Origin of the sequence: Siccibacter turicensis LMG 23730 (assembly GCF_000463155.2) — a bacterium.
Lineage (GTDB): Bacteria > Pseudomonadota > Gammaproteobacteria > Enterobacterales > Enterobacteriaceae > Siccibacter > Siccibacter turicensis.
Window position 1 is genome coordinate 250,936 of sequence record NZ_AWFZ01000061.1, and the last position, 17,116, is coordinate 268,051.

The 17,116-nt window shown below is 60.3% G+C and carries 18 protein-coding genes; 9 read left to right on the forward strand and 9 right to left on the reverse strand.

Features of this window, described 5'->3' with window-relative positions; all coding sequences use genetic code 11:
• Positions 1-16: 16 nt before the first annotated feature.
• Positions 17-811 carry an SDR family NAD(P)-dependent oxidoreductase gene (locus tag DW58_RS19070; protein WP_029593346.1) on the reverse strand — a complete coding sequence of 265 codons (795 nt, stop codon included), beginning with the start codon at positions 809-811 and terminating at the stop codon, positions 17-19.
• Positions 812-860: 49 nt separating this feature from the next.
• Positions 861-1,718: a LysR family transcriptional regulator gene (locus DW58_RS19075; RefSeq protein WP_024550160.1), complete on the reverse strand. Its 858-nt coding sequence runs from the start codon at positions 1,716-1,718 to the stop codon at positions 861-863.
• 99 nt (positions 1,719-1,817) lie between these two features.
• On the opposite strand from DW58_RS19075, the gene DW58_RS19080 reads away from it, so the two are divergent.
• A complete protein-coding gene (locus DW58_RS19080; RefSeq protein WP_024550161.1) occupies positions 1,818-2,324 on the forward strand; it encodes a phenolic acid decarboxylase in 507 nt (168 codons plus the stop codon).
• A 51-nt stretch (positions 2,325-2,375) separates the two neighbouring features.
• Here DW58_RS19080 and DW58_RS19085 read toward each other — a convergent pair whose 3' ends face one another.
• Complete coding sequence (locus DW58_RS19085) at positions 2,376-3,425, reverse strand: AI-2E family transporter (RefSeq protein WP_024550162.1); 1,050 nt, start codon at positions 3,423-3,425, stop codon at positions 2,376-2,378.
• A 143-nt stretch (positions 3,426-3,568) separates the two neighbouring features.
• Between DW58_RS19085 and DW58_RS19090 the strand changes: the two genes are divergently transcribed.
• Positions 3,569-4,789, forward strand: a complete 1,221-nt coding sequence (locus tag DW58_RS19090) for an MFS transporter (RefSeq protein ID WP_024550163.1) — start codon at positions 3,569-3,571, stop codon at positions 4,787-4,789.
• Here the strand turns inward: DW58_RS19090 and DW58_RS19095 are convergent, their stop codons facing one another.
• Both DW58_RS19095 and DW58_RS19100 read right to left on the reverse strand, forming a co-directional pair.
• Positions 4,790-5,350 (reverse strand): DcrB family lipoprotein, encoded by a 561-nt coding sequence (locus tag DW58_RS19095; protein ID WP_024550164.1) that lies wholly within the window; start codon positions 5,348-5,350, stop codon positions 4,790-4,792. It lies immediately after the preceding gene.
• A gap of 72 nt (positions 5,351-5,422) precedes the next feature.
• Positions 5,423-6,088: a 7-cyano-7-deazaguanine/7-aminomethyl-7-deazaguanine transporter gene (locus DW58_RS19100; RefSeq protein ID WP_024550165.1), complete on the reverse strand. Its 666-nt coding sequence runs from the start codon at positions 6,086-6,088 to the stop codon at positions 5,423-5,425.
• A 211-nt stretch (positions 6,089-6,299) separates the two neighbouring features.
• Between DW58_RS19100 and tusA the strand changes: the two genes are divergently transcribed.
• The 4 genes from tusA to DW58_RS19120 all read left to right on the forward strand — a co-directional run bounded on the left by tusA (position 6,300) and on the right by DW58_RS19120 (position 9,578).
• A complete protein-coding gene (tusA, locus tag DW58_RS19105) occupies positions 6,300-6,545 on the forward strand; it encodes a sulfurtransferase TusA (protein ID WP_024550166.1) in 246 nt (81 codons plus the stop codon).
• 199 nt (positions 6,546-6,744) lie between these two features.
• Positions 6,745-7,728, forward strand: a complete 984-nt coding sequence (locus tag DW58_RS19110) for a TRAP transporter substrate-binding protein (RefSeq protein ID WP_024550167.1) — start codon at positions 6,745-6,747, stop codon at positions 7,726-7,728.
• Positions 7,729-7,771: 43 nt separating this feature from the next.
• Positions 7,772-8,281, forward strand: coding sequence for a TRAP transporter small permease (locus tag DW58_RS19115; RefSeq protein ID WP_024550168.1), 510 nt, complete (start codon positions 7,772-7,774; stop codon positions 8,279-8,281).
• A gap of 10 nt (positions 8,282-8,291) precedes the next feature.
• Positions 8,292-9,578 (forward strand): TRAP transporter large permease, encoded by a 1,287-nt coding sequence (locus DW58_RS19120; protein WP_024550169.1) that lies wholly within the window; start codon positions 8,292-8,294, stop codon positions 9,576-9,578.
• A 66-nt stretch (positions 9,579-9,644) separates the two neighbouring features.
• Here the strand turns inward: DW58_RS19120 and zntA are convergent, their stop codons facing one another.
• The 4 genes from zntA to rsmD form a co-directional block, all read right to left on the reverse strand.
• Positions 9,645-11,831, reverse strand: coding sequence for a Zn(II)/Cd(II)/Pb(II) translocating P-type ATPase ZntA (zntA, locus tag DW58_RS19125; RefSeq protein ID WP_024562688.1), 2,187 nt, complete (start codon positions 11,829-11,831; stop codon positions 9,645-9,647).
• A 102-nt stretch (positions 11,832-11,933) separates the two neighbouring features.
• Positions 11,934-12,560, reverse strand: coding sequence for a lysoplasmalogenase (locus DW58_RS19130; protein WP_024550609.1), 627 nt, complete (start codon positions 12,558-12,560; stop codon positions 11,934-11,936).
• A gap of 141 nt (positions 12,561-12,701) precedes the next feature.
• Positions 12,702-12,971 (reverse strand): DUF1145 family protein, encoded by a 270-nt coding sequence (locus tag DW58_RS19135; RefSeq protein ID WP_024550610.1) that lies wholly within the window; start codon positions 12,969-12,971, stop codon positions 12,702-12,704.
• Positions 12,961-13,557, reverse strand: a complete 597-nt coding sequence (rsmD, locus tag DW58_RS19140) for a 16S rRNA (guanine(966)-N(2))-methyltransferase (protein ID WP_029593349.1) — start codon at positions 13,555-13,557, stop codon at positions 12,961-12,963. Before rsmD ends, DW58_RS19135 begins: the two co-directional genes overlap by 11 nt.
• 185 nt (positions 13,558-13,742) lie before the next feature.
• Here rsmD and ftsY point away from each other — a divergent pair, with 185 nt between their 5' ends.
• From ftsY to ftsX, 3 genes are read left to right on the forward strand one after another with little or no spacing between them, the layout of a single operon-like run.
• Positions 13,743-15,230: a signal recognition particle-docking protein FtsY gene (gene ftsY, locus DW58_RS19145; protein WP_024550600.1), complete on the forward strand. Its 1,488-nt coding sequence runs from the start codon at positions 13,743-13,745 to the stop codon at positions 15,228-15,230.
• A gap of 2 nt (positions 15,231-15,232) precedes the next feature.
• A complete protein-coding gene (gene ftsE, locus DW58_RS19150; RefSeq protein ID WP_024550601.1) occupies positions 15,233-15,901 on the forward strand; it encodes a cell division ATP-binding protein FtsE in 669 nt (222 codons plus the stop codon).
• A complete protein-coding gene (gene ftsX, locus DW58_RS19155) occupies positions 15,894-16,949 on the forward strand; it encodes a permease-like cell division protein FtsX (protein WP_024550602.1) in 1,056 nt (351 codons plus the stop codon). The genes ftsE and ftsX overlap by 8 nt, the downstream gene beginning before the upstream one ends.
• Positions 16,950-17,116 lie beyond the last annotated feature (167 nt).

Here is a 17,116-nt window from a genome sequence, read left to right on the forward strand (position 1 = left end):
GGGCGAGTTTCTGGCATCAGACGATATCGTCCACCACGCCGCCGTCAACGCGCAGCGCTGCGCCGGAGGTGGCGGAAGCCTGCATGGAGCAGACGTACACCACCATGTTGGCCACTTCCTCTACGCTGGCGGCGCGCTGGATAACCGAGCTGGGACGGTTGGCCATCACAAACTCTTTTCCGACCGTCTCCAGCGACTTGCCGCTCTTCTCCATCTCATCTTTCATCATGGCGGCAAAGCCGTCCGACATTGTCGGCCCCGGCAGTACGCTGTTGACGGTGACGCCGCTGCCCGCGGCAAACTTCGCCAGGCCACGCGCCAGCGAGAGCTGGGCGGTTTTGGTGACGCCATAGTGGATCATATCCGCCGGAATATTCAGCGCCGATTCCGAGGAGATAAACACCACCCGGCCCCAGCCGCGGGCAATCATGCCCGGCAGCAGGGCGCGCGACAGGCGTACCCCGGACATCACGTTGGTCTGCCAGTACGTTTCCCACGTCTCGTCATCGGTGGCGTAAAAGTCCTGCGGGCCGAAGATGCCGGCGTTGTTCACCAGAATATCGGCGTGGGGCACGGTACGCAGCAGGGTTTCCACGCCCTGGGCGTCGCTGAGATCGGCGATGGAAGCGCGCACCGCGACGCCCGGCACCGCCTGTTGCAGGGTCTGAATCGCTTTGTTCACGGTCGCTTCGCTGCGGCCGTTAATCACCACTTCCGCGCCGCTTTCCGCCAGGCCGCGGGCGATGGCAAAGCCGATACCGCCGGTGGAGGCGGTGACCAGCGCCACTTTTCCCGTTAGATCGATTTTCATAAACTGCTCCAGTAAGGGTTACGCGTCAGACCCTTAAGCGTAGCAGCTGCTACGGTGCGCTGAGCAGGGCGATGAGCAGCGCCACCTGTTCATCAAGCGGGGTGTGATCGTTCTTAACAATCAGGTGCAGCGGGGTCGCGCGGCGTGCGCCGTGGTTTAACGGCAGGCGGCGCAGCACGCCGGAGGCTAGCTGCGGCTGGATGCGCTCCTCCGGCAGCCAGCCGTAGCCGACCTGATACATCACCGCGTCAATGGCGGCGTCGATGGTGGAAAACGTCCAGGCTTCGCTGGTGGACTGGCCGGCGGAATCGCGATCGGCAATGCGGATCAGCGGCCACTGCGCCAGGGTTTCATCGTCCAGTGACGCGACGCTGAGCAGAGGGTGATCGCGATGGGCAACGGCGACGAAATCAATATTCATCAGCCACTGCCCCCGGCCGGTCACATCCTGGCGGCGGGTGAGGACCATGACGTCCGCCTCGGCGCTGGCGGGGGCGTCCAGGCCGGCGTTCTCCAGCACTTCGGTTAAATGGACCTGGGTTTGCGGGTAGCGCTGTTGAAACTGACGCAGGATGGCGAACAGCCGCGGGCGCGGAAAAATGCTGTCCACCACCAGATCGAGGCGGGTGCGCAGGCCATCACGCAGCGTGGCGGCGCGGGCTTCTACCCCGGCAAAGGCTTTCAGCAGCGGCCGCACCTGCGTCAGCAGCAGTTCACCTGCCGGGGTCAACACCGCCCGGCGGCCTTCGGGGTGGAGCAGCGCGACGCCGAGCCGCTCCTGAAGCAGCGCCAGGTTGTAGCTCACCGAGGACTGGCTGCGATGAGTGTCTTCCGCCGCTCTGGCGAAGCTGCCCAGCGCGACAACCTTTTCCAGCAGCGCCCACTGTTCAAGCGTCGTTTTATGCATAACTGATTTAAAAAATGGATTAATTTCATCTAAAAGTAGCGTTATTCATCGACTTTTTAAAGCAGTAACCTGTGTGCATCGAGAATAAGGAGGCACATTATGAACACCTTTGATAAACACGATTTGAGCGGCTTCGTCGGCAAACATCTGGTTTATACCTACGATAACGGCTGGAACTACGAGATTTACGTGAAAAACGAGCGCACGCTCGACTACCGTATCCACAGCGGCATCGTGGCAAACCGGTGGGTGAAAGACCAGCAGGCCTTTATCGTGCGCGTCGGTGAAAGCATCTATAAAATCTCCTGGACCGAACCGACCGGGACCGACGTGAGCCTGATCGTTAACCTCGGCGACAAACTGTTCCACGGCACCATTTTCTTCCCGCGTTGGGTCATCAATAACCCGGAAAAAACCGTCTGCTTCCAGAACGACCATATCCCGCTGATGATGTCGTATCGCGACGCCGGGCCAGCCTACCCCACCGAAGTGATTGACGAGTTTGCCACGATCACCTTCGTGCGCGACTGTGGGCCAGACAACAACGACGTGATTGCCTGCGCGGCCAGCGAACTGCCGGATAACTTCCCGGAAAACCTGAAATAAGTCCGGCACCCGGAAATAAAAAAGCCTGCATATGCAGGCTTTTTTTTGGGGCTATCCGGGCAGGCGACTTTTGGGTCGGCCTGGGCCCAGCAGCACGGCGATTTTGCTGCCGCCGTGGGTGGTTTCCATCCAGATCTTACATACGCTGGTCAGCGGCACCGAAAGCAGCATCCCCACCGGGCCAAGCAGCCAGCCCCAGAACAGCAGCGACAGGAACACCACCAGCGTGGACATGCCGAGGCGATGCCCCATCATGCGCGGCTCCACCATATTCCCGAGCACCATGTGCACTACCAGGAACAGGGCACCGACCATCACGCACTCGTAGAAGCCATTGAACAGCAGGGCCTGGATCATCGGCGGAATGGCGGAGAGCACCGAGCCGATATTGGGAATGTAGTTGAGCAGGAAGCCCAGCACGCCCCACATCAGGGCAAACTGCACGTCGAGCAGCATCAGTCCCAGCCAGATAATCAGCCCGGTCCAGAGGCTGATCAGCGTTTTCAGCGCCAGGTAGTGGCTCACCCCTTTCAGGGCGCGGTGCAGGCCGGCGATATGGATCTGCGGATTGGACAGGGCAAAGCGCAGTTTGTAGGGCAGGTGGCGCACTTCGAACAGCATGAACACCACCGTCATCACCAGCAGGCCGATACTCGCCATCGCACCGGAGAGACCAGTCATCAGAGTGGTGGCGAAGGTCATCATCTTGTCGGAGTCCATACGTCGCAGCATGCGCTCGGGCGAGACGTGCAGGTTGAGGAACGGGAGATACTCCTGCAGGTTATAGAGTTTACGCGTCAGCTCCTTATTGTACTTCGGCAGCATGGCGATAAATTCATTGAGCGAGGCCGCCAGCACCCCCAGCAGTGCGGTCAGGCCAATCAGCATCACCACCACGACAATGGCGATCGCCATCGGGCGGTTAACGCCGCGACGGATAAACCAGGTAACCAGCGGATTGAGGACAATAGCAAAAAACGCGGCAAGCAGCAGCGGCACCAGAATATCGGCGGCAGCGTGGATCCCCGCGAGGATAATGACCAGCGCGGCGAGCTTCTGCAGCATATGCAGGCCGGGCTTGTCGTTCTGCGGTGTAGTCATGTGGAGTCCCTTTTTATTGTTAGCCTGTTTAGTGTAGTGCGTGGCGAGCCGGACGCGGAGGGCGGCTGTCTGAAACTGCATTGCTTCCGCTTTAATTTGAAATCGTTATACTGAACCTTCGTTTTAAAATCGCGGTGAATGTTATGTCCGGCCATGCCGACGAGCCTGTCCTCAGCGGGTTCCGCCTCAATCTACGTATCGTCTCGGTAGTTATCTTTAACTTCGCCAGCTATCTGACCATCGGCCTTCCCCTTGCAGTGCTTCCCGGCTATGTCCACGACGTCATGGGCTTCAGCGCGTTCTGGGCGGGGCTGGCTATCAGTCTGCAATACCTCGCCACGCTGTTGACCCGTCCGCACGCCGGGCGCTACGCCGATCTGTTCGGCCCGAAAAAGATCGTGGTGATCGGCCTGTGCGGCTGCTTCCTGAGCGGCATGAGCTACCTGCTGGCGGGGCTGACCACCGGCTGGCCGCTGCTGAGCCTCGCGCTGCTGTGCCTCGGACGCGTCATCCTGGGCGCCGGGCAGAGTTTCGCCGGCACCGGTGCCACGCTGTGGGGCGTGGGCGTGGTGGGGTCGCTGCATATTGGCCGGGTGATTTCCTGGAACGGCATCGCCACCTACGGCGCGATGGCCCTCGGTGCGCCGCTCGGGGTGCTCTGCTATCAGCAGATCGGCCTGCAGGGGCTGGCATGGACCATCATGGCGGTCGCGCTGCTGGCGATCCTGTGCGCGCTGCCCCGCGCCGCGGTGAAGGCCAGCAAGGGTAAACCGCTGCCGTTTCGCGCGGTGCTCGGGCGCGTCTGGCTCTACGGCATGGCGCTGGCGCTCGGTTCAGCCGGTTTCGGGGTGATCGCCACCTTCATCACGCTGTTCTACGACGCCAAAGGCTGGGACGGCGCGGCCTTTGCGCTGACGCTGTTCAGCTGCGCTTTCGTCGGCGCCCGGCTGCTTTTCCCGAACGCCATTGCCCGGCTGGGTGGGCTGAACGTCTCGATGCTGTGCTTCACGGTGGAAACGCTCGGCCTGCTGCTGGTGGGCTTCGCGGTCGATCCCTGGATGGCAAAAGCGGGCACCTTCCTGACCGGGGCCGGTTTCTCGCTGATCTTCCCGGCGCTCGGCGTGGTGGCGGTGAAGGCGGTACCGCAGCAAAACCAGGGCAGCGCGCTCGCCACCTATACGGTGTTTATGGATCTGTCGCTGGGGATTACCGGGCCGCTGGCGGGGTTTGTGATGGCCTATGCCGGTATTCCGGTGATCTATCTGGCGGCGGCGGGGCTGTGTGCGGCGGGGCTGCTTCTGGCGTGGCGGATGAAAAAAAGGCCCGAGGCGCATGCGCCTCAGGCCGGGTCAACGCCGTCGTAATTACTTGATAACGACGGTATTGATGATGCTTTCTGCCGCGCTCTGCGCTTCCTGCTGGTTGTCAGCCGGCAGGGTGATCTGCAGGGTCAGCAGTTTGTTATCTACTTTACCCAGCAGCACGGACGAATAGGCGGTCTGGCCTTTGGCGGAGATGATGCTGTCGAGCTGTTGCAGGGTCTGACCCTTCAGTTCAACGGATTTGTTGGTCACCACCTGCAGCTGCGGATCGCGGGTGCGCTGCTGCTCTTCAAGGCGCTTCGCCAGCACGTCCAGCCCTTCGCTGGTGTTATCCCCGAGGATGACAATCACGGCTTTCTGACCGGTGGCATCGGAATAGATGTGCATGTTGTTGGCCTGGGTGCCAAGCTTGCCGCTCTGGTCAGTCATGTCTGCCGGCAGGGAGAAGCTCAGCTTGCCGTCAAGCAGCTCAACCGGCTGGCCGGAAGGCGTGCTCGCCGCCGCAGCGGAACCCTGTTCGGGCGCCTTGCTGTCATTGTTATCACAGGCCGCCAGTCCCATCACCAGCAGGCCAATACCGACATAGTTAACCAGTTTGCGCATTGCGTTATTCCTTTCCATAAGACTGCCAGATCGGCACTGCCGCCATGTTATCACAACTTATGCAGCGTGCTCTTAACCGGCCTGCAACGTGGCGATTTCAGACTTATCTGCCAGCTTGCGCATCAGCATATTCAGCATCACGCCGTACATCGGCAGGAAGAACAGCATGCTGGTAAACACCTTGAAGCTGTAGTCCACCAGCGCGATCTCCTGCCAGTGGCTGGCCATGAATGCATCGGTGCTGCGCCAGAAGGCGATGAAGAAGAAGGCGAGGGTGTCGAAGGCGTTACCGACAAACAGCGACGCGGTAGGCGCAATCCACCAGCGGCGGTTCTGACGCAGGCGGTTAAACACGTGGACGTCGAGGATCTGCCCCAGCGCATAGGCCATAAAGCTTGCCGCGGCGATACGGGCGACGAACAGGTTGAAGTGCGCGAGGGCGTCAATGCCCTGCCAGCTTCCCATGTAGAACAGCGCCGAAATCACGTAGGAGACCAGCAGCGCGGGCAGCATGACCGCGAAAATAATGCGTCGTGCCAGCGGCGCGCCAAAGAAGCGGACCGTCAGATCGGTGGCGAGAAAGATAAACGGAAAGCTGAATGCGCCCCACGTGGTGTGGAAGCCAAAAACAGAGACCGGAAGTTGTACCAGGTAGTTACTGGAGATGATCACCAGCAAATGGAACAGCGATAGCCAGACGAGCGCGGCGCGGCGCTGGCGTAAAGATAAGGGCAGCATAATGTAACCTTTTTGAACAATGGGGTGAGGGAACCCAGTGAAAACCTGATTGCGCAACGGTAAGACCGCTGGCGCAAGCGTTGAAAACCGCAGCATGATACTGCTTTACGTCGCCTTTGCAATGGTTAATTAACGCGCAACCGTTAACGTCGCTTGCGTCACAGTTTACCGGGGGTAAACTAGCGCGGTTTCTGATAACCCCGAGAGAATTATGACCGATCTGTTTTCCAGTCCCGACCACACGCTGGACGCCCAGGGCCTGCGTTGCCCTGAGCCGGTGATGATGGTTCGCAAAACGGTACGCACCATGCAGACGGGTGAAACGCTGCTGATTATTGCCGACGATCCGGCGACCACGCGCGATATCCCCGGATTTTGCACGTTTATGGAACACGATTTGCTCGCCCAGCAAACCGACGCGTTGCCCTACCGCTATCTGTTGCGTAAACGCCAGTGACGGCGTCCGGGATGAGTCCGTCAGCGGCTCATCCTGAACCTGCTTTGCATCCTCTTTAAACCCCCGTTTCAGAATTTATCGCTTTTGTGAGGCGCTTCACCACGGCCTTTTCCAGCCCAGGCTATTTTTTATACGGAAAATCAAAACAACGTTTTACATCTTACCGTACCGCTACACTTTTACCTGCTGGAGCCGATACATGAAATTGACATTATTGCCAACGCTGGCCGGCCTGTGCCTGTCTGGTGCCTCTCTCCTGATGCCTGTCGCCGTTAACGCGCAGGTGATTAAAGCCGCCGATGTCCACCCGCAGGGCTACCCGAACGTGGTGGCCGTGCAGAACATGGGTGAGAAATTAAAACAGCAAACCAACGGCGATCTCGAAATCAAAGTTTTCCCGGGCGGTGTGCTGGGGGATGAAAAGCAGATGATTGAGCAGGCGCAGATGGGGGCTATTGATATCATTCGTGTATCAATGGCGCCGGTTGCCGCCATCCTGCCGGATATCGAAGTGTTTACGCTGCCCTACGTGTTCCGCGACGAAGACCACATGCACAAGGTGATCGACGGCGATATCGGTAAATCTATTGGCGAACAGCTCACCAACAACCCGAAATCACGGCTGGTGTTTCTGGGCTGGATGGACTCCGGCACCCGCAACCTGATTACCCGCGACCCGATAGTTAAACCGGAAGAGTTGAAAGGGAAGAAAATCCGCGTGCAGGGCAGCCCGGTGGCGCTTGCCACGCTGAAAGCGATGGGCGCAAACGCCGTGGCGATGGGCGTGAGTGAAGTCTTCAGCGGCATGCAGACCGGCGTCATCGACGGTGCGGAAAACAACCCGCCGACCTATGTGGCGCACAACTACCTGCCGGTTGCCAAAAACTATACCCTCAGCGGCCACTTTATCACCCCGGAAATGCTGCTCTATTCCAAAGTGAAGTGGGACAAACTGAGCGCCGATCAGCAGCAGAAAATCCTGACCCTGGCCCGTGAAGCGCAGGCCGAGCAGCGCACGCTGTGGGATGCCTACAACAAAGATGCCCTGGCGAAAATGAAAGCCGGCGGCGTGCAGTTCCACGAGATCGACAAATCCTACTACATCAACGCCACCGAACCCGTCCGCAAACAGTTTGGCGAAAAACATCAGGACCTGATGAACGCCATCGCTGCCGTCAAGTGATCTCCCTGCGCCGGGCAACCGGCGCACTCAATCTGGAGGCTGTATGTCCCATTGGTATTTGAGATGGATGGATAAGCTGTACATGCTCGCTATGGTCATCGCCGGCCTGGCGCTGCTGGTGATGACGATTGTGATACCCATTGGCATCTTCTCGCGCTACGTGCTGAACCGCGGTGAGTCATGGCCGGAGCCCATTGCCATTATCTGCATGGTCACCTTCACCTTTATTGGCGCGGCGGTAAGCTACCGCGCCGGCTCGCACATCGCGGTCAACATGCTCACCGACCGGCTGCCCGCGGCGCTGCAACGGCTGTGCGCGCGTCTGGTCGATCTGCTGATGCTGGTGATTTCGGCGCTGATATTCTGGTACAGCTACCAGCTGTGCCTTGAGCTGTGGGAGCAGCCGGTGGCCGAGTTTCCGCTGCTGACCTCCGGGGAAAGCTACCTGCCGCTGCCGGTGGGATCGGCGCTGCTGATCCTGTTCGTGGTGGAACGTCTGCTGTTCGGTTCTCAGGAGAGCCGTCCGGTGGTGATGATTGGTAATCACAGTTAAGGGGTGAAAGATGGACGCGTTTATTTTGCTTTTCACCCTCGCCATTCTGTTGGCGCTGGGGATGCCGGTGGCGTTTGCCGTGGGGCTCAGCGCCGTGGTTGGCGCGCTGTGGATTGATTTACCGCTCGAAGCGCTGATGATTCAGATCACCAGCGGCGTGAACAAATTTACCCTGCTGGCGATCCCGTTCTTTATCCTGGCCGGGGCGATCATGGCGGAAGGGGGCATTGCCCGGCGGCTGGTGAACTTTGCCTATGTGTTCGTTGGCTTCATCCGCGGCGGGCTGTCGCTGGTGAACATCGTGGCTTCCACCTTCTTTGGCGCCATTTCCGGCTCCTCGGTGGCGGATACCGCCTCTATCGGCACCGTGATGATCCCGGAAATGGAAAAGAAGGGTTATCCCCGGGAGTACGCCGCGGCGGTCACCGCCAGCGGTTCGGTGCAGGCCATCCTGATTCCACCCAGCCATAACTCGGTGATTTACTCTCTCGCCGCGGGCGGCACCGTCTCTATCGCCTCGCTGTTTATCGCCGGCGTGCTGCCCGGGCTGCTGCTCGGGCTGTGCCTGATGGGGATGTGCCTGACCTTTGCCCATCGGCGCGGCTACCCGAAAGGAGAGCGTATCCCGTTTAAGCAGGCGGTAAAAATCCTGGCTGATGCGCTGTGGGGGCTGATGACGGTGGTGATTATCCTCGGCGGCATCCTCTCCGGGATTTTCACCGCGACCGAATCTGCGGCGGTGGCGTGCCTGTGGGCATTCTTCGTTACCATGTTTATCTATCGCGACTACAAGTGGAACGAGCTGCCGAAGCTGATGTGCCGCACGGTGAAAACCGTCACCATCGTGATGATTCTGATAGGCTTCGCCGCCGCGTTTGGGGCGGTAATGACCTACATGCAGCTTCCGACGCGCATCACCGAGTTCTTTACCGCGCTGTCGGATAATAAGTACGTGATCCTGATATACCTCAACATCATGCTGCTGTTGATTGGCACGCTGATGGACATGGCGCCGATTATCCTGATCCTGACGCCGGTGCTGCTGCCGGTCACCAACGCCCTGGGAATTGACCCGGTGCACTTCGGGATGATCATGATGGTCAACCTCGGGATCGGGCTGATCACCCCGCCGGTGGGATCGGTGCTGTTTGTCGCCAGCGCGGTGAGCAAGCAGAAGATTGAAGTGGTGGTGCGCGCCATGCTGCCGTTCTACGGGGCGCTGCTGCTGGTGCTGTTGCTGATCACCTACGTGCCGGCCATCTCGCTCTGGCTTCCGCGCCTGTTGGGCATGATGTAGTGGCGGGTGCGCCTGCTTACCCTTCGGATGGTGGTGGTCCCGCGGGGTAAGCAACGCGCACCTGTTTTATTCCTTACCCCGGCGCAGCAGCCGCAGCGCGTTGGCGGTGACCAGCACCGTGGCGCCGGTATCCGCCAGCACGGCCAGCCACAGCCCGGTGATGCCGAGCAGCGTGGTGACCAGAAAAATCCCTTTCAGCCCCAGCGCGATGGCGATGTTCTGCCGGATATTAAGGTGGGTCGCGCGCGCCAGGGCGATCATTTCGGCCAGCCCGGTCAGGCGGTTGTGGGTCAGCGCCGCGTCGGCGGTTTCAAGCGCCACATCGGTACCGCTGCCCATTGCCACCCCGAGGGTGGCCGCCTTCATCGCCGGCGCGTCGTTGATACCATCCCCCACCATCGCCAGCGGTGCGTCGCGGTTAAGCGCCGCCACCGCCGCCACTTTATCTTCCGGCAGCAGCCCGGCGCGGTAGGCCAGTCCCAGTTCACTGGCGATAGCGGCCGCGGCCCGCGGGTTATCGCCTGTCAGCATCACACCCTGTACGCCGAGCGCACTGAGCGCGGCCACCGCCTGATGGGCATCGTCGCGCAGCGTGTCACGCAGGGCCAGGATGCCGCGCAGTGCGCCATCCACTACCACCGCGATGACCGTTTGTCCGGCGGCTTCCCGCGCCTCAATCCGCGCCTGCCAGACGGCATCCGTCATGCCCGCGGGCAGTTTGGCCGGCGCGGCGAGCAGCACCCGCTGCCCGTCCACCTGGGCCTCAATACCCGTTCCGGCAAGCGCCTGTTGCCCGCTGGCCCGCCCCAGCGTTAGCCCGCGCGCCTCGGCTTCTCGCACCACCGCCTGGGCCAGCGGGTGCGTCGACCCCTGCTCAACCGCCGCCGCCAGCGCCAGCAGGCTGGCTTCATCCCCGTCTGACGTATCGATGGCGGTGACCTGCGGCCTGCCGACCGTCAGCGTGCCGGTTTTATCGAACGCGACCTGACGGACCCGGCTGAGCTGCTCCAGCGCCGCGCCGCCTTTGATCAGCGCGCCCCGTCGCGCCGCCGCCGCCAGCCCGGAGGTGATCGCCGCGGGAGTTGAGATCACCAGCGCGCACGGGCAGCCGATCAGCAGCAGCGTCAGCCCCTTATAAATCCACGGGAGCCACGGCAGGCTGAACAGCAGCGGCGGCAGAACGGCCACCAGCAGGGCGATGCCCATGATTATCGGCGTATACACCCGGCTGAAGCGGTCGATAAACCGCTCAATCGGCGCCCGGCGCTCCTCGGCCTCCTCAATAAGCCGCAGAATGCGATCGATGGCGCTGTCGCCTGGCTCCGACACCACTTCCAGCTCGACCAGCCGGTCAACGCTGGTGGCACCCGCAGCGACCTTTTCCCCTTTGCATCGCTCGACCGGCACCGATTCGCCGGTCAGCGCGCTTTCATCGAAGCTGGCGAAGGGCGTGAGCAGCAGGGCGTCGGCAGGAAGACGACCGCCGGCGGCCACTTCGATTACGTCCCCCGGACGCAGCGTTGCCAGCGGCACCGCTTCACGTGCGCCATCGCGCAGCCGGGTTGCGGTTTCCGGTTTCAACGCCACCAGGGCGCTCACGCCCCGGCGCGCCCGGTTAGCCGCCCAGCTCTCCAGCCGCTCGCCGATGAGAAACAGCAGTAGCACCATGGCCGCCTCGGCGGTAGCGCCAATAAACAGCGCGCCGATGGCCGCGACGCTCATCAGGGTTTCAATGGCGAACGGATTGCCGCTGCGGATCAGACGCAGCGCCTTGGTGGCAATGGGCCACAGGCCCACCAGCGTGGTGACGATAAACGCCAGCTCGCCTGCCTGCGTCGCACCGCTGTGCGACAGCAGCCAGCTTATGGCCATCATCAGGGCCAGCAGGATCAACGGCAGCTGGGCGCGCCACGGTGCGGGTTCAGGGGCAGGGGTGGTGCCGGTATCGCGCAGCGTAAAGCCGATGCGTGTAACCGCCTCGCTGACCGCTTCACGCACGTCGCGGGTGGCGTCCACGGTCAGTTTTTCACTGGCAAACGCGATCTGCGTATGGTGAACGCCCTGGATCGGGCGCAGCGCGTTTTCGACTTTGCGGGCGCAGGCGGGGCAGTCCATGCCATCGATGTACCAGCTGTAACGCGTGGTGCCTGGCTCGGGGGGACGGGCATCCGGCGGGGCCGCTGGCGCGGTGGCCGGACGCAGCGTCAGATGCGCGAACAGGGGAACTTTTTTGCCATCAGCAGGATGTGTCATGCCGGCGCTCTCCGAAATGATAATTTTCTCATTTCGGAGCATACACTCTGGAGTCTACTCCAGAGTCAAGCGTAATAGTGCGCGCGTCTCGCTATACAGCGTTCAGATATAGAGCGAGCGGACAATCATAAAGTGACCGGCGAAGTAGCAGGCGGCGGCAATGGCGTTATCGGCGGTAAAGCGACGGCGATAGTGGCTTCCCAGCCAGACAATATTGCCGAGCAGCAGCAGGATAGCCCCGACAAACGCCGACAGCGCAGGCGCGGTCGGACGGAAGAACCACAGCTCACCGGCCAGCCAAACCATCACCAGCGTCATCCCCACAAAGGTACATACCGCCCAGCGCAGCGTCTCCAGACGCGTCCAGATGGTGGCGATCAGCAGCGCGCCGATAACCAGCAGCACCAGCGGGAGCGGCCAAAAGAAGGAGAGCGTCATCTGACTGGCAAAGTAAATGGTGTAGAGCAGATGCGACAGGAAGAACGCGCCGGTGGCGTAGAGCATGCGCTCACGCGACAGCATCGTCAGGGCATCGCCCACCAGTGAGGCGCAGAGGCCCGCCAGGATCAGGTAGCCGGTGGCGCTAAACATCGGTGCCTGCCAGGCAAGAATCAGCAACAGCAGCAGCGTTACGGGCTTAAAGACCCAGCGTTGCCAGGTGGGGCCGCGGTAGGAGGCATCAACGTAAAGCCAGGCGGAAAAGCAGACTGCGATAAACGACCAAAGCATGATAAGTCCCTGAATCAGATATGGTAACGTGCGCCCGACGCGCACGACTCTGCTATTCAGTCTAGTGGGCGTCGGGGACGAATGACAACGTCAGTGACCAGAGGTGATGCTGAAAACGCCGCGTGACGCGGGTCTGGACGGCTATTTTTTTAGCTTCTGCCGCTTCTGCCAGGCCAGCAGTTCGAACACGCCAAACAGGAAAATACGCACCTGTTCGCCGCGGCCCATCGGCGGTGCGCCCTGCGGCTGGGTGGCTTTCAGCAGGGTGAGCTGGAGCCCGTGCATGATGATCATGAATATCATCGCCACGTTGACAAAAATGTTCAGCGGGCGCTGAAACGGATGGAACAGGTTCAGCACCAGGAAGGCCCACACGCACAGCATCAGCAGGCGGCCAAGATTAATTAACATCGGTTGCTCCTTGCGGTTCACGACAAAACAGGCGGTATGCCACCTGACCTGCGACTTTTTCCCGGTGCAGCTGCCAGGAGGCCGGCAGCGCGGGCAGGCCGCCTTCCGCTTCGCTCTCGATATAAATCAGCGCGTTGTCGGCCAGCCAGCCGTTTTGCTCAAGCAGCGTGACGGTCTGCTCCAGCAGCCCTTTGCGGAACGGCGGATCGACAAACACGATATCGTGCGGTTCGCCCGGCTTGCTCAGGAACTCCAGCGTGTTGGTGTTCACCACCTGGCCCTGGGTTGCCTTGAGTGTAGCGAGGTTTTGCGTAAGCTGCTGCGCCACGCCGCGCTCCATCTCGATCAGGGTAGTGCGCGCCGCATAGCGCGACAGCGCTTCCAGACCCAGCGCGCCGCTGCCGGCGAAACAGTCCAGGCAGCGGGCATCAACCAGATGCGGCGCCAGCCAGTTAAACAGCGTTTCGCGCACCCGATCGGTAGTGGGGCGCAGGCCGGGGCTGTCGGGGACGGGTAATTTACGGCCGCGCCATTGGCCGCCGATAATGCGAATCTGGCCGCTTGTGCCGCGGTTAGGTTTTTTCATGGTACTCGCTACGATTTTATATCCGGGTTGCTATTCTAGCGGTGCGCACGCCCGGGTGAAACCTCAGGCTGTGCCGCCAGGGGTCGAAAGTGGTAGACTCCTGCATTCATTCGTAAATTTTTCCAGCGTCGGCACTGCAAGACCGGCGCTGCGCCATGATTCACTAGCGGGGAGTATGGGCGCCAATGGCAAAAGATAAAAAACGTGGCTTATTTTCCTGGCTGGGCTTAGGTCAAAAAGACCGGGCGAAGGACGACGACATCGACCAGCAGGTCGAGGCGCAACAAACTGTTACAGAAGAAAAAACGGCGCCTGAGCAGGCAGCACCGGTACAGGAAGCCGAGGTTGCGCGCGTTGAAGCACCGAATCCGGAAGCCTTCGCTGAAGAGATCGTCAGCGTTACCGGGCACGCCGCGGAGCAGCAGGCCCAGCATGACACCGCCGCGCCGGAGGTTATCGAGCCTGCAGTTATCGAGCCTGCAGTTATCGAGCCTGCGGCCGTTGAGCCGGAACATGAAACGTTGCCGCAGCAGGAAGAAGTTGCCGTAACGGAACCGACACCAGACGAGTGGCTGCCGGAAGAGGACGCTACCACCCAGGAAGGCGCGCTCAGCGATGAAGAGCTGGAAGCGCTGGCGCTGGCGGCGGGCAGTGACGCGGAGGTCGACGCGCCGGTGGAAGAACAGGCGACCGTCGATGCACCGGTTGAGGAGGTTGCCCCGGCCGCGGCGCCCGAGCAGGAAAAACCGACTAAAGAGGGGTTCTTTGCGCGTCTGAAGCGCAGCCTGGTGAAAACCAAAGAAAACCTCGGTTCCGGATTTATCGGCTTGTTCCGCGGCAAGAAAATCGATGATGATCTGTTCGAGGAGCTGGAAGAGCAGCTGCTGATTGCCGACGTTGGCGTCGAGACCACCCGCAAGATCATCACCAGTCTGACGGAGAGCGCGAGCCGCAAACAGCTGCGTGACGCCGAGGCGCTTTACGGCCTGCTGAAAGAAGAGATGAGCGATATTCTCGCGAAAGTTGACGCACCGCTTAATATTGAAGGGAAAACCCCGTTCGTTATTCTGATGGTTGGCGTCAACGGCGTCGGGAAAACCACCACCATCGGTAAGCTGGCGCGCCAGTTTGAGCAGCAGGGTAAAACGGTGATGCTGGCTGCGGGAGATACCTTCCGCGCCGCCGCGGTTGAGCAGCTCCAGGTGTGGGGCCAGCGCAACAATATTCCGGTTATCGCGCAGCACACCGGTGCCGATTCCGCCTCGGTGATCTTTGATGCCATCCAGGCGGCGAAATCCCGCGGCGTGGACGTGCTGATTGCCGATACCGCCGGGCGTTTGCAGAATAAAGCGCACCTGATGGAAGAGCTGAAAAAAATTGTGCGCGTGATGAAAAAGCTCGACGTCGACGCACCGCATGAAGTGATGCTGACTATTGACGCCAGCACCGGCCAGAACGCCATCAGCCAGACAAAACTGTTCCATGAAGCCGTGGGGCTGACCGGCATTACGCTGACCAAGCTCGACGGTACCGCAAAAGGCGGCGTGATTTTCTCCGTTGCCGATCAGTTCGGTATCCCGATTCGCTACATCGGAGTGGGTGAGCGCATTGAGGATTTGCGTCCGTTCAACGCGGATGACTTTATTGAGGCACTTTTTGCCCGAGAGGATTAACAATGATTCGCTTTGAACACGTCAGCAAAGCCTATCGTGGTGGGAGACAAGCGCTGCAGGGTGTGACTTTCCACATGCGGCCCGGAGAGATGGCCTTCCTGACCGGCCACTCCGGCGCCGGGAAGAGTACCCTGTTGAAGCTCATTTGCGGCATCGAGCGACCCAGCGCCGGGCATATCTGGTTTGGCGGGCATGACATCAGCCGGTTGAAGAACCGCGAAGTGCCGTTCCTGCGTCGGCAGATCGGCATGATCTTCCAGGATCACCATCTGCTGATGGATCGCACCGTGTATGACAACGTGGCGATCCCGCTGATTATTGCCGGTGCTACCGGCGAGGACATTCGTCGCCGCGTCTCTGCGGCGCTCGATAAGGTCGGCCTGCTGGATAAAGCGAAAAGCTTCCCGATTCAGCTCTCCGGCGGTGAACAGCAGCGCGTCGGCATCGCCCGCGCGGTGGTCAACAAGCCCGCGGTGCTGCTGGCGGATGAGCCAACCGGTAACCTGGATAACGCGCTGTCAGAAGGGATCCTGCGGCTGTTTGAAGAGTTCAACCGCGTTGGGGTTACGGTGCTGATGGCAACGCATGATATCGGCCTGATTTCTCGCCGTCCTTATCCTGTGCTGACCCTGAGCGACGGCCATCTACACGGAGGCAGGGCGGGTGAATAAAAGGGACGCGCTGAATAACATCAGGCACTTTAGTAACAAACTGAGCAAGTTCAACAAACTGAATAAGTCTGGCGAATCGGGTCGAACCGTGCAAAAGCGTACTAAAGCAAACAATGTGAAAGCGAAATCGCGTAAAGGTGGCGTTAACGAGCAGGTGCGTTATGCCTGGCAGGGGGCGCTGGCCGATCTGCGCAGCAAACCGCTTGCCACCTTCCTGACCATCATGGTGATTGCGATTTCACTGACGCTGCCGAGCGTCTGCTACATGGTTTACAAAAACGTAAATCAGGCGGCAACGCAGTATTATCCTTCGCCGCAGATCACGGTGTATCTCAGCAAAACGCTGGATGACGATGCGGCCGCCCAGGTTATCGGCCAGCTGCAAGCCGAGCAGGGCGTGGCGAAGGTGAACTACCTGTCGCGCGATGAAGCGCTCGGCGAGTTCCGCAACTGGTCAGGGTTTGGCGGCGCGCTGGATATGCTGGAAGAGAACCCGCTCCCCGCCGTGGCGGTGGTCGAGCCGGATCTTAACTTCCAGGGCACCGAGGCGCTCACCACGCTGCGCGATCGTATTTCGCAGGTGAACGGCGTGGATGAAGTGCGGATGGACGACAGCTGGTTTGCGCGTCTGGCTGCGCTTACCGGGCTGGTTGGTCGGGTGTCGGCGATGATCGGCGTGCTGATGGTGGCGGCGGTGTTCCTCGTCATCGGTAACAGCGTGCGCCTGAGCATTTTTGCCCGCCGTGACACCATCAACGTGCAGAAATTAATCGGTGCCACCGACGGTTTTATCCTGCGTCCGTTCCTGTACGGTGGGGCGTTACTTGGCTTTTCGGGCGCTTTTCTGTCGCTGATTTTGTCCGAAATTCTCGTCATGCGGCTCTCTTCTGCGGTAACTGACGTGGCGAAAGTTTTCGGAACAAGGTTTGATATCAGTGGGTTATCCTTTGATGAGTGCCTGTTGCTGCTGCTGGTCTGTTCGATGATCGGCTGGCTGGCCGCCTGGCTTGCCACCGTGCAACATTTACGTCACTTTACCCCTGAGTAAAAATTTTTTGATATACTATGTCCCTGCCAGTGAGACCCGGCAGGGACACCTTCCATGATTACCTGTCGCCGTATTCAAAGCATTGTCACAAAGTGTGCGTAATTTATTCACAGTGTTGCAGTGAACTTGTGGATAAACTCACTGTCTGATAAAAGGTTGAAACGCGT

What these genes read in the sequence shown, in the direction of transcription:
- DW58_RS19130 (WP_024550609.1), bottom strand. Translation starts at nt 12,560, where the DNA reads ATGCTTTGGTCGTTTATCGCAGTCTGCTTTTCCGCCTGGCTTTACGTT.
- DW58_RS19120 (WP_024550169.1), top strand. Translation starts at nt 8,292, where the DNA reads ATGGACGCGTTTATTTTGCTTTTCACCCTCGCCATTCTGTTGGCGCTG.
- DW58_RS19085 (WP_024550162.1), bottom strand. Translation starts at nt 3,425, where the DNA reads ATGACTACACCGCAGAACGACAAGCCCGGCCTGCATATGCTGCAGAAG.
- tusA (WP_024550166.1), top strand. Translation starts at nt 6,300, where the DNA reads ATGACCGATCTGTTTTCCAGTCCCGACCACACGCTGGACGCCCAGGGC.
- DW58_RS19090 (WP_024550163.1), top strand. Translation starts at nt 3,569, where the DNA reads ATGTCCGGCCATGCCGACGAGCCTGTCCTCAGCGGGTTCCGCCTCAAT.
- DW58_RS19135 (WP_024550610.1), bottom strand. Translation starts at nt 12,971, where the DNA reads ATGTTAATTAATCTTGGCCGCCTGCTGATGCTGTGCGTGTGGGCCTTC.
- DW58_RS19080 (WP_024550161.1), top strand. Translation starts at nt 1,818, where the DNA reads ATGAACACCTTTGATAAACACGATTTGAGCGGCTTCGTCGGCAAACAT.
- DW58_RS19070 (WP_029593346.1), bottom strand. Translation starts at nt 811, where the DNA reads ATGAAAATCGATCTAACGGGAAAAGTGGCGCTGGTCACCGCCTCCACC.
- DW58_RS19100 (WP_024550165.1), bottom strand. Translation starts at nt 6,088, where the DNA reads ATGCTGCCCTTATCTTTACGCCAGCGCCGCGCCGCGCTCGTCTGGCTA.
- ftsY (WP_024550600.1), top strand. Translation starts at nt 13,743, where the DNA reads ATGGCAAAAGATAAAAAACGTGGCTTATTTTCCTGGCTGGGCTTAGGT.
- zntA (WP_024562688.1), bottom strand. Translation starts at nt 11,831, where the DNA reads ATGACACATCCTGCTGATGGCAAAAAAGTTCCCCTGTTCGCGCATCTG.
- rsmD (WP_029593349.1), bottom strand. Translation starts at nt 13,557, where the DNA reads ATGAAAAAACCTAACCGCGGCACAAGCGGCCAGATTCGCATTATCGGC.
- ftsE (WP_024550601.1), top strand. Translation starts at nt 15,233, where the DNA reads ATGATTCGCTTTGAACACGTCAGCAAAGCCTATCGTGGTGGGAGACAA.
- DW58_RS19075 (WP_024550160.1), bottom strand. Translation starts at nt 1,718, where the DNA reads ATGCATAAAACGACGCTTGAACAGTGGGCGCTGCTGGAAAAGGTTGTC.
- DW58_RS19095 (WP_024550164.1), bottom strand. Translation starts at nt 5,350, where the DNA reads ATGCGCAAACTGGTTAACTATGTCGGTATTGGCCTGCTGGTGATGGGA.
- DW58_RS19115 (WP_024550168.1), top strand. Translation starts at nt 7,772, where the DNA reads ATGTCCCATTGGTATTTGAGATGGATGGATAAGCTGTACATGCTCGCT.
- DW58_RS19110 (WP_024550167.1), top strand. Translation starts at nt 6,745, where the DNA reads ATGAAATTGACATTATTGCCAACGCTGGCCGGCCTGTGCCTGTCTGGT.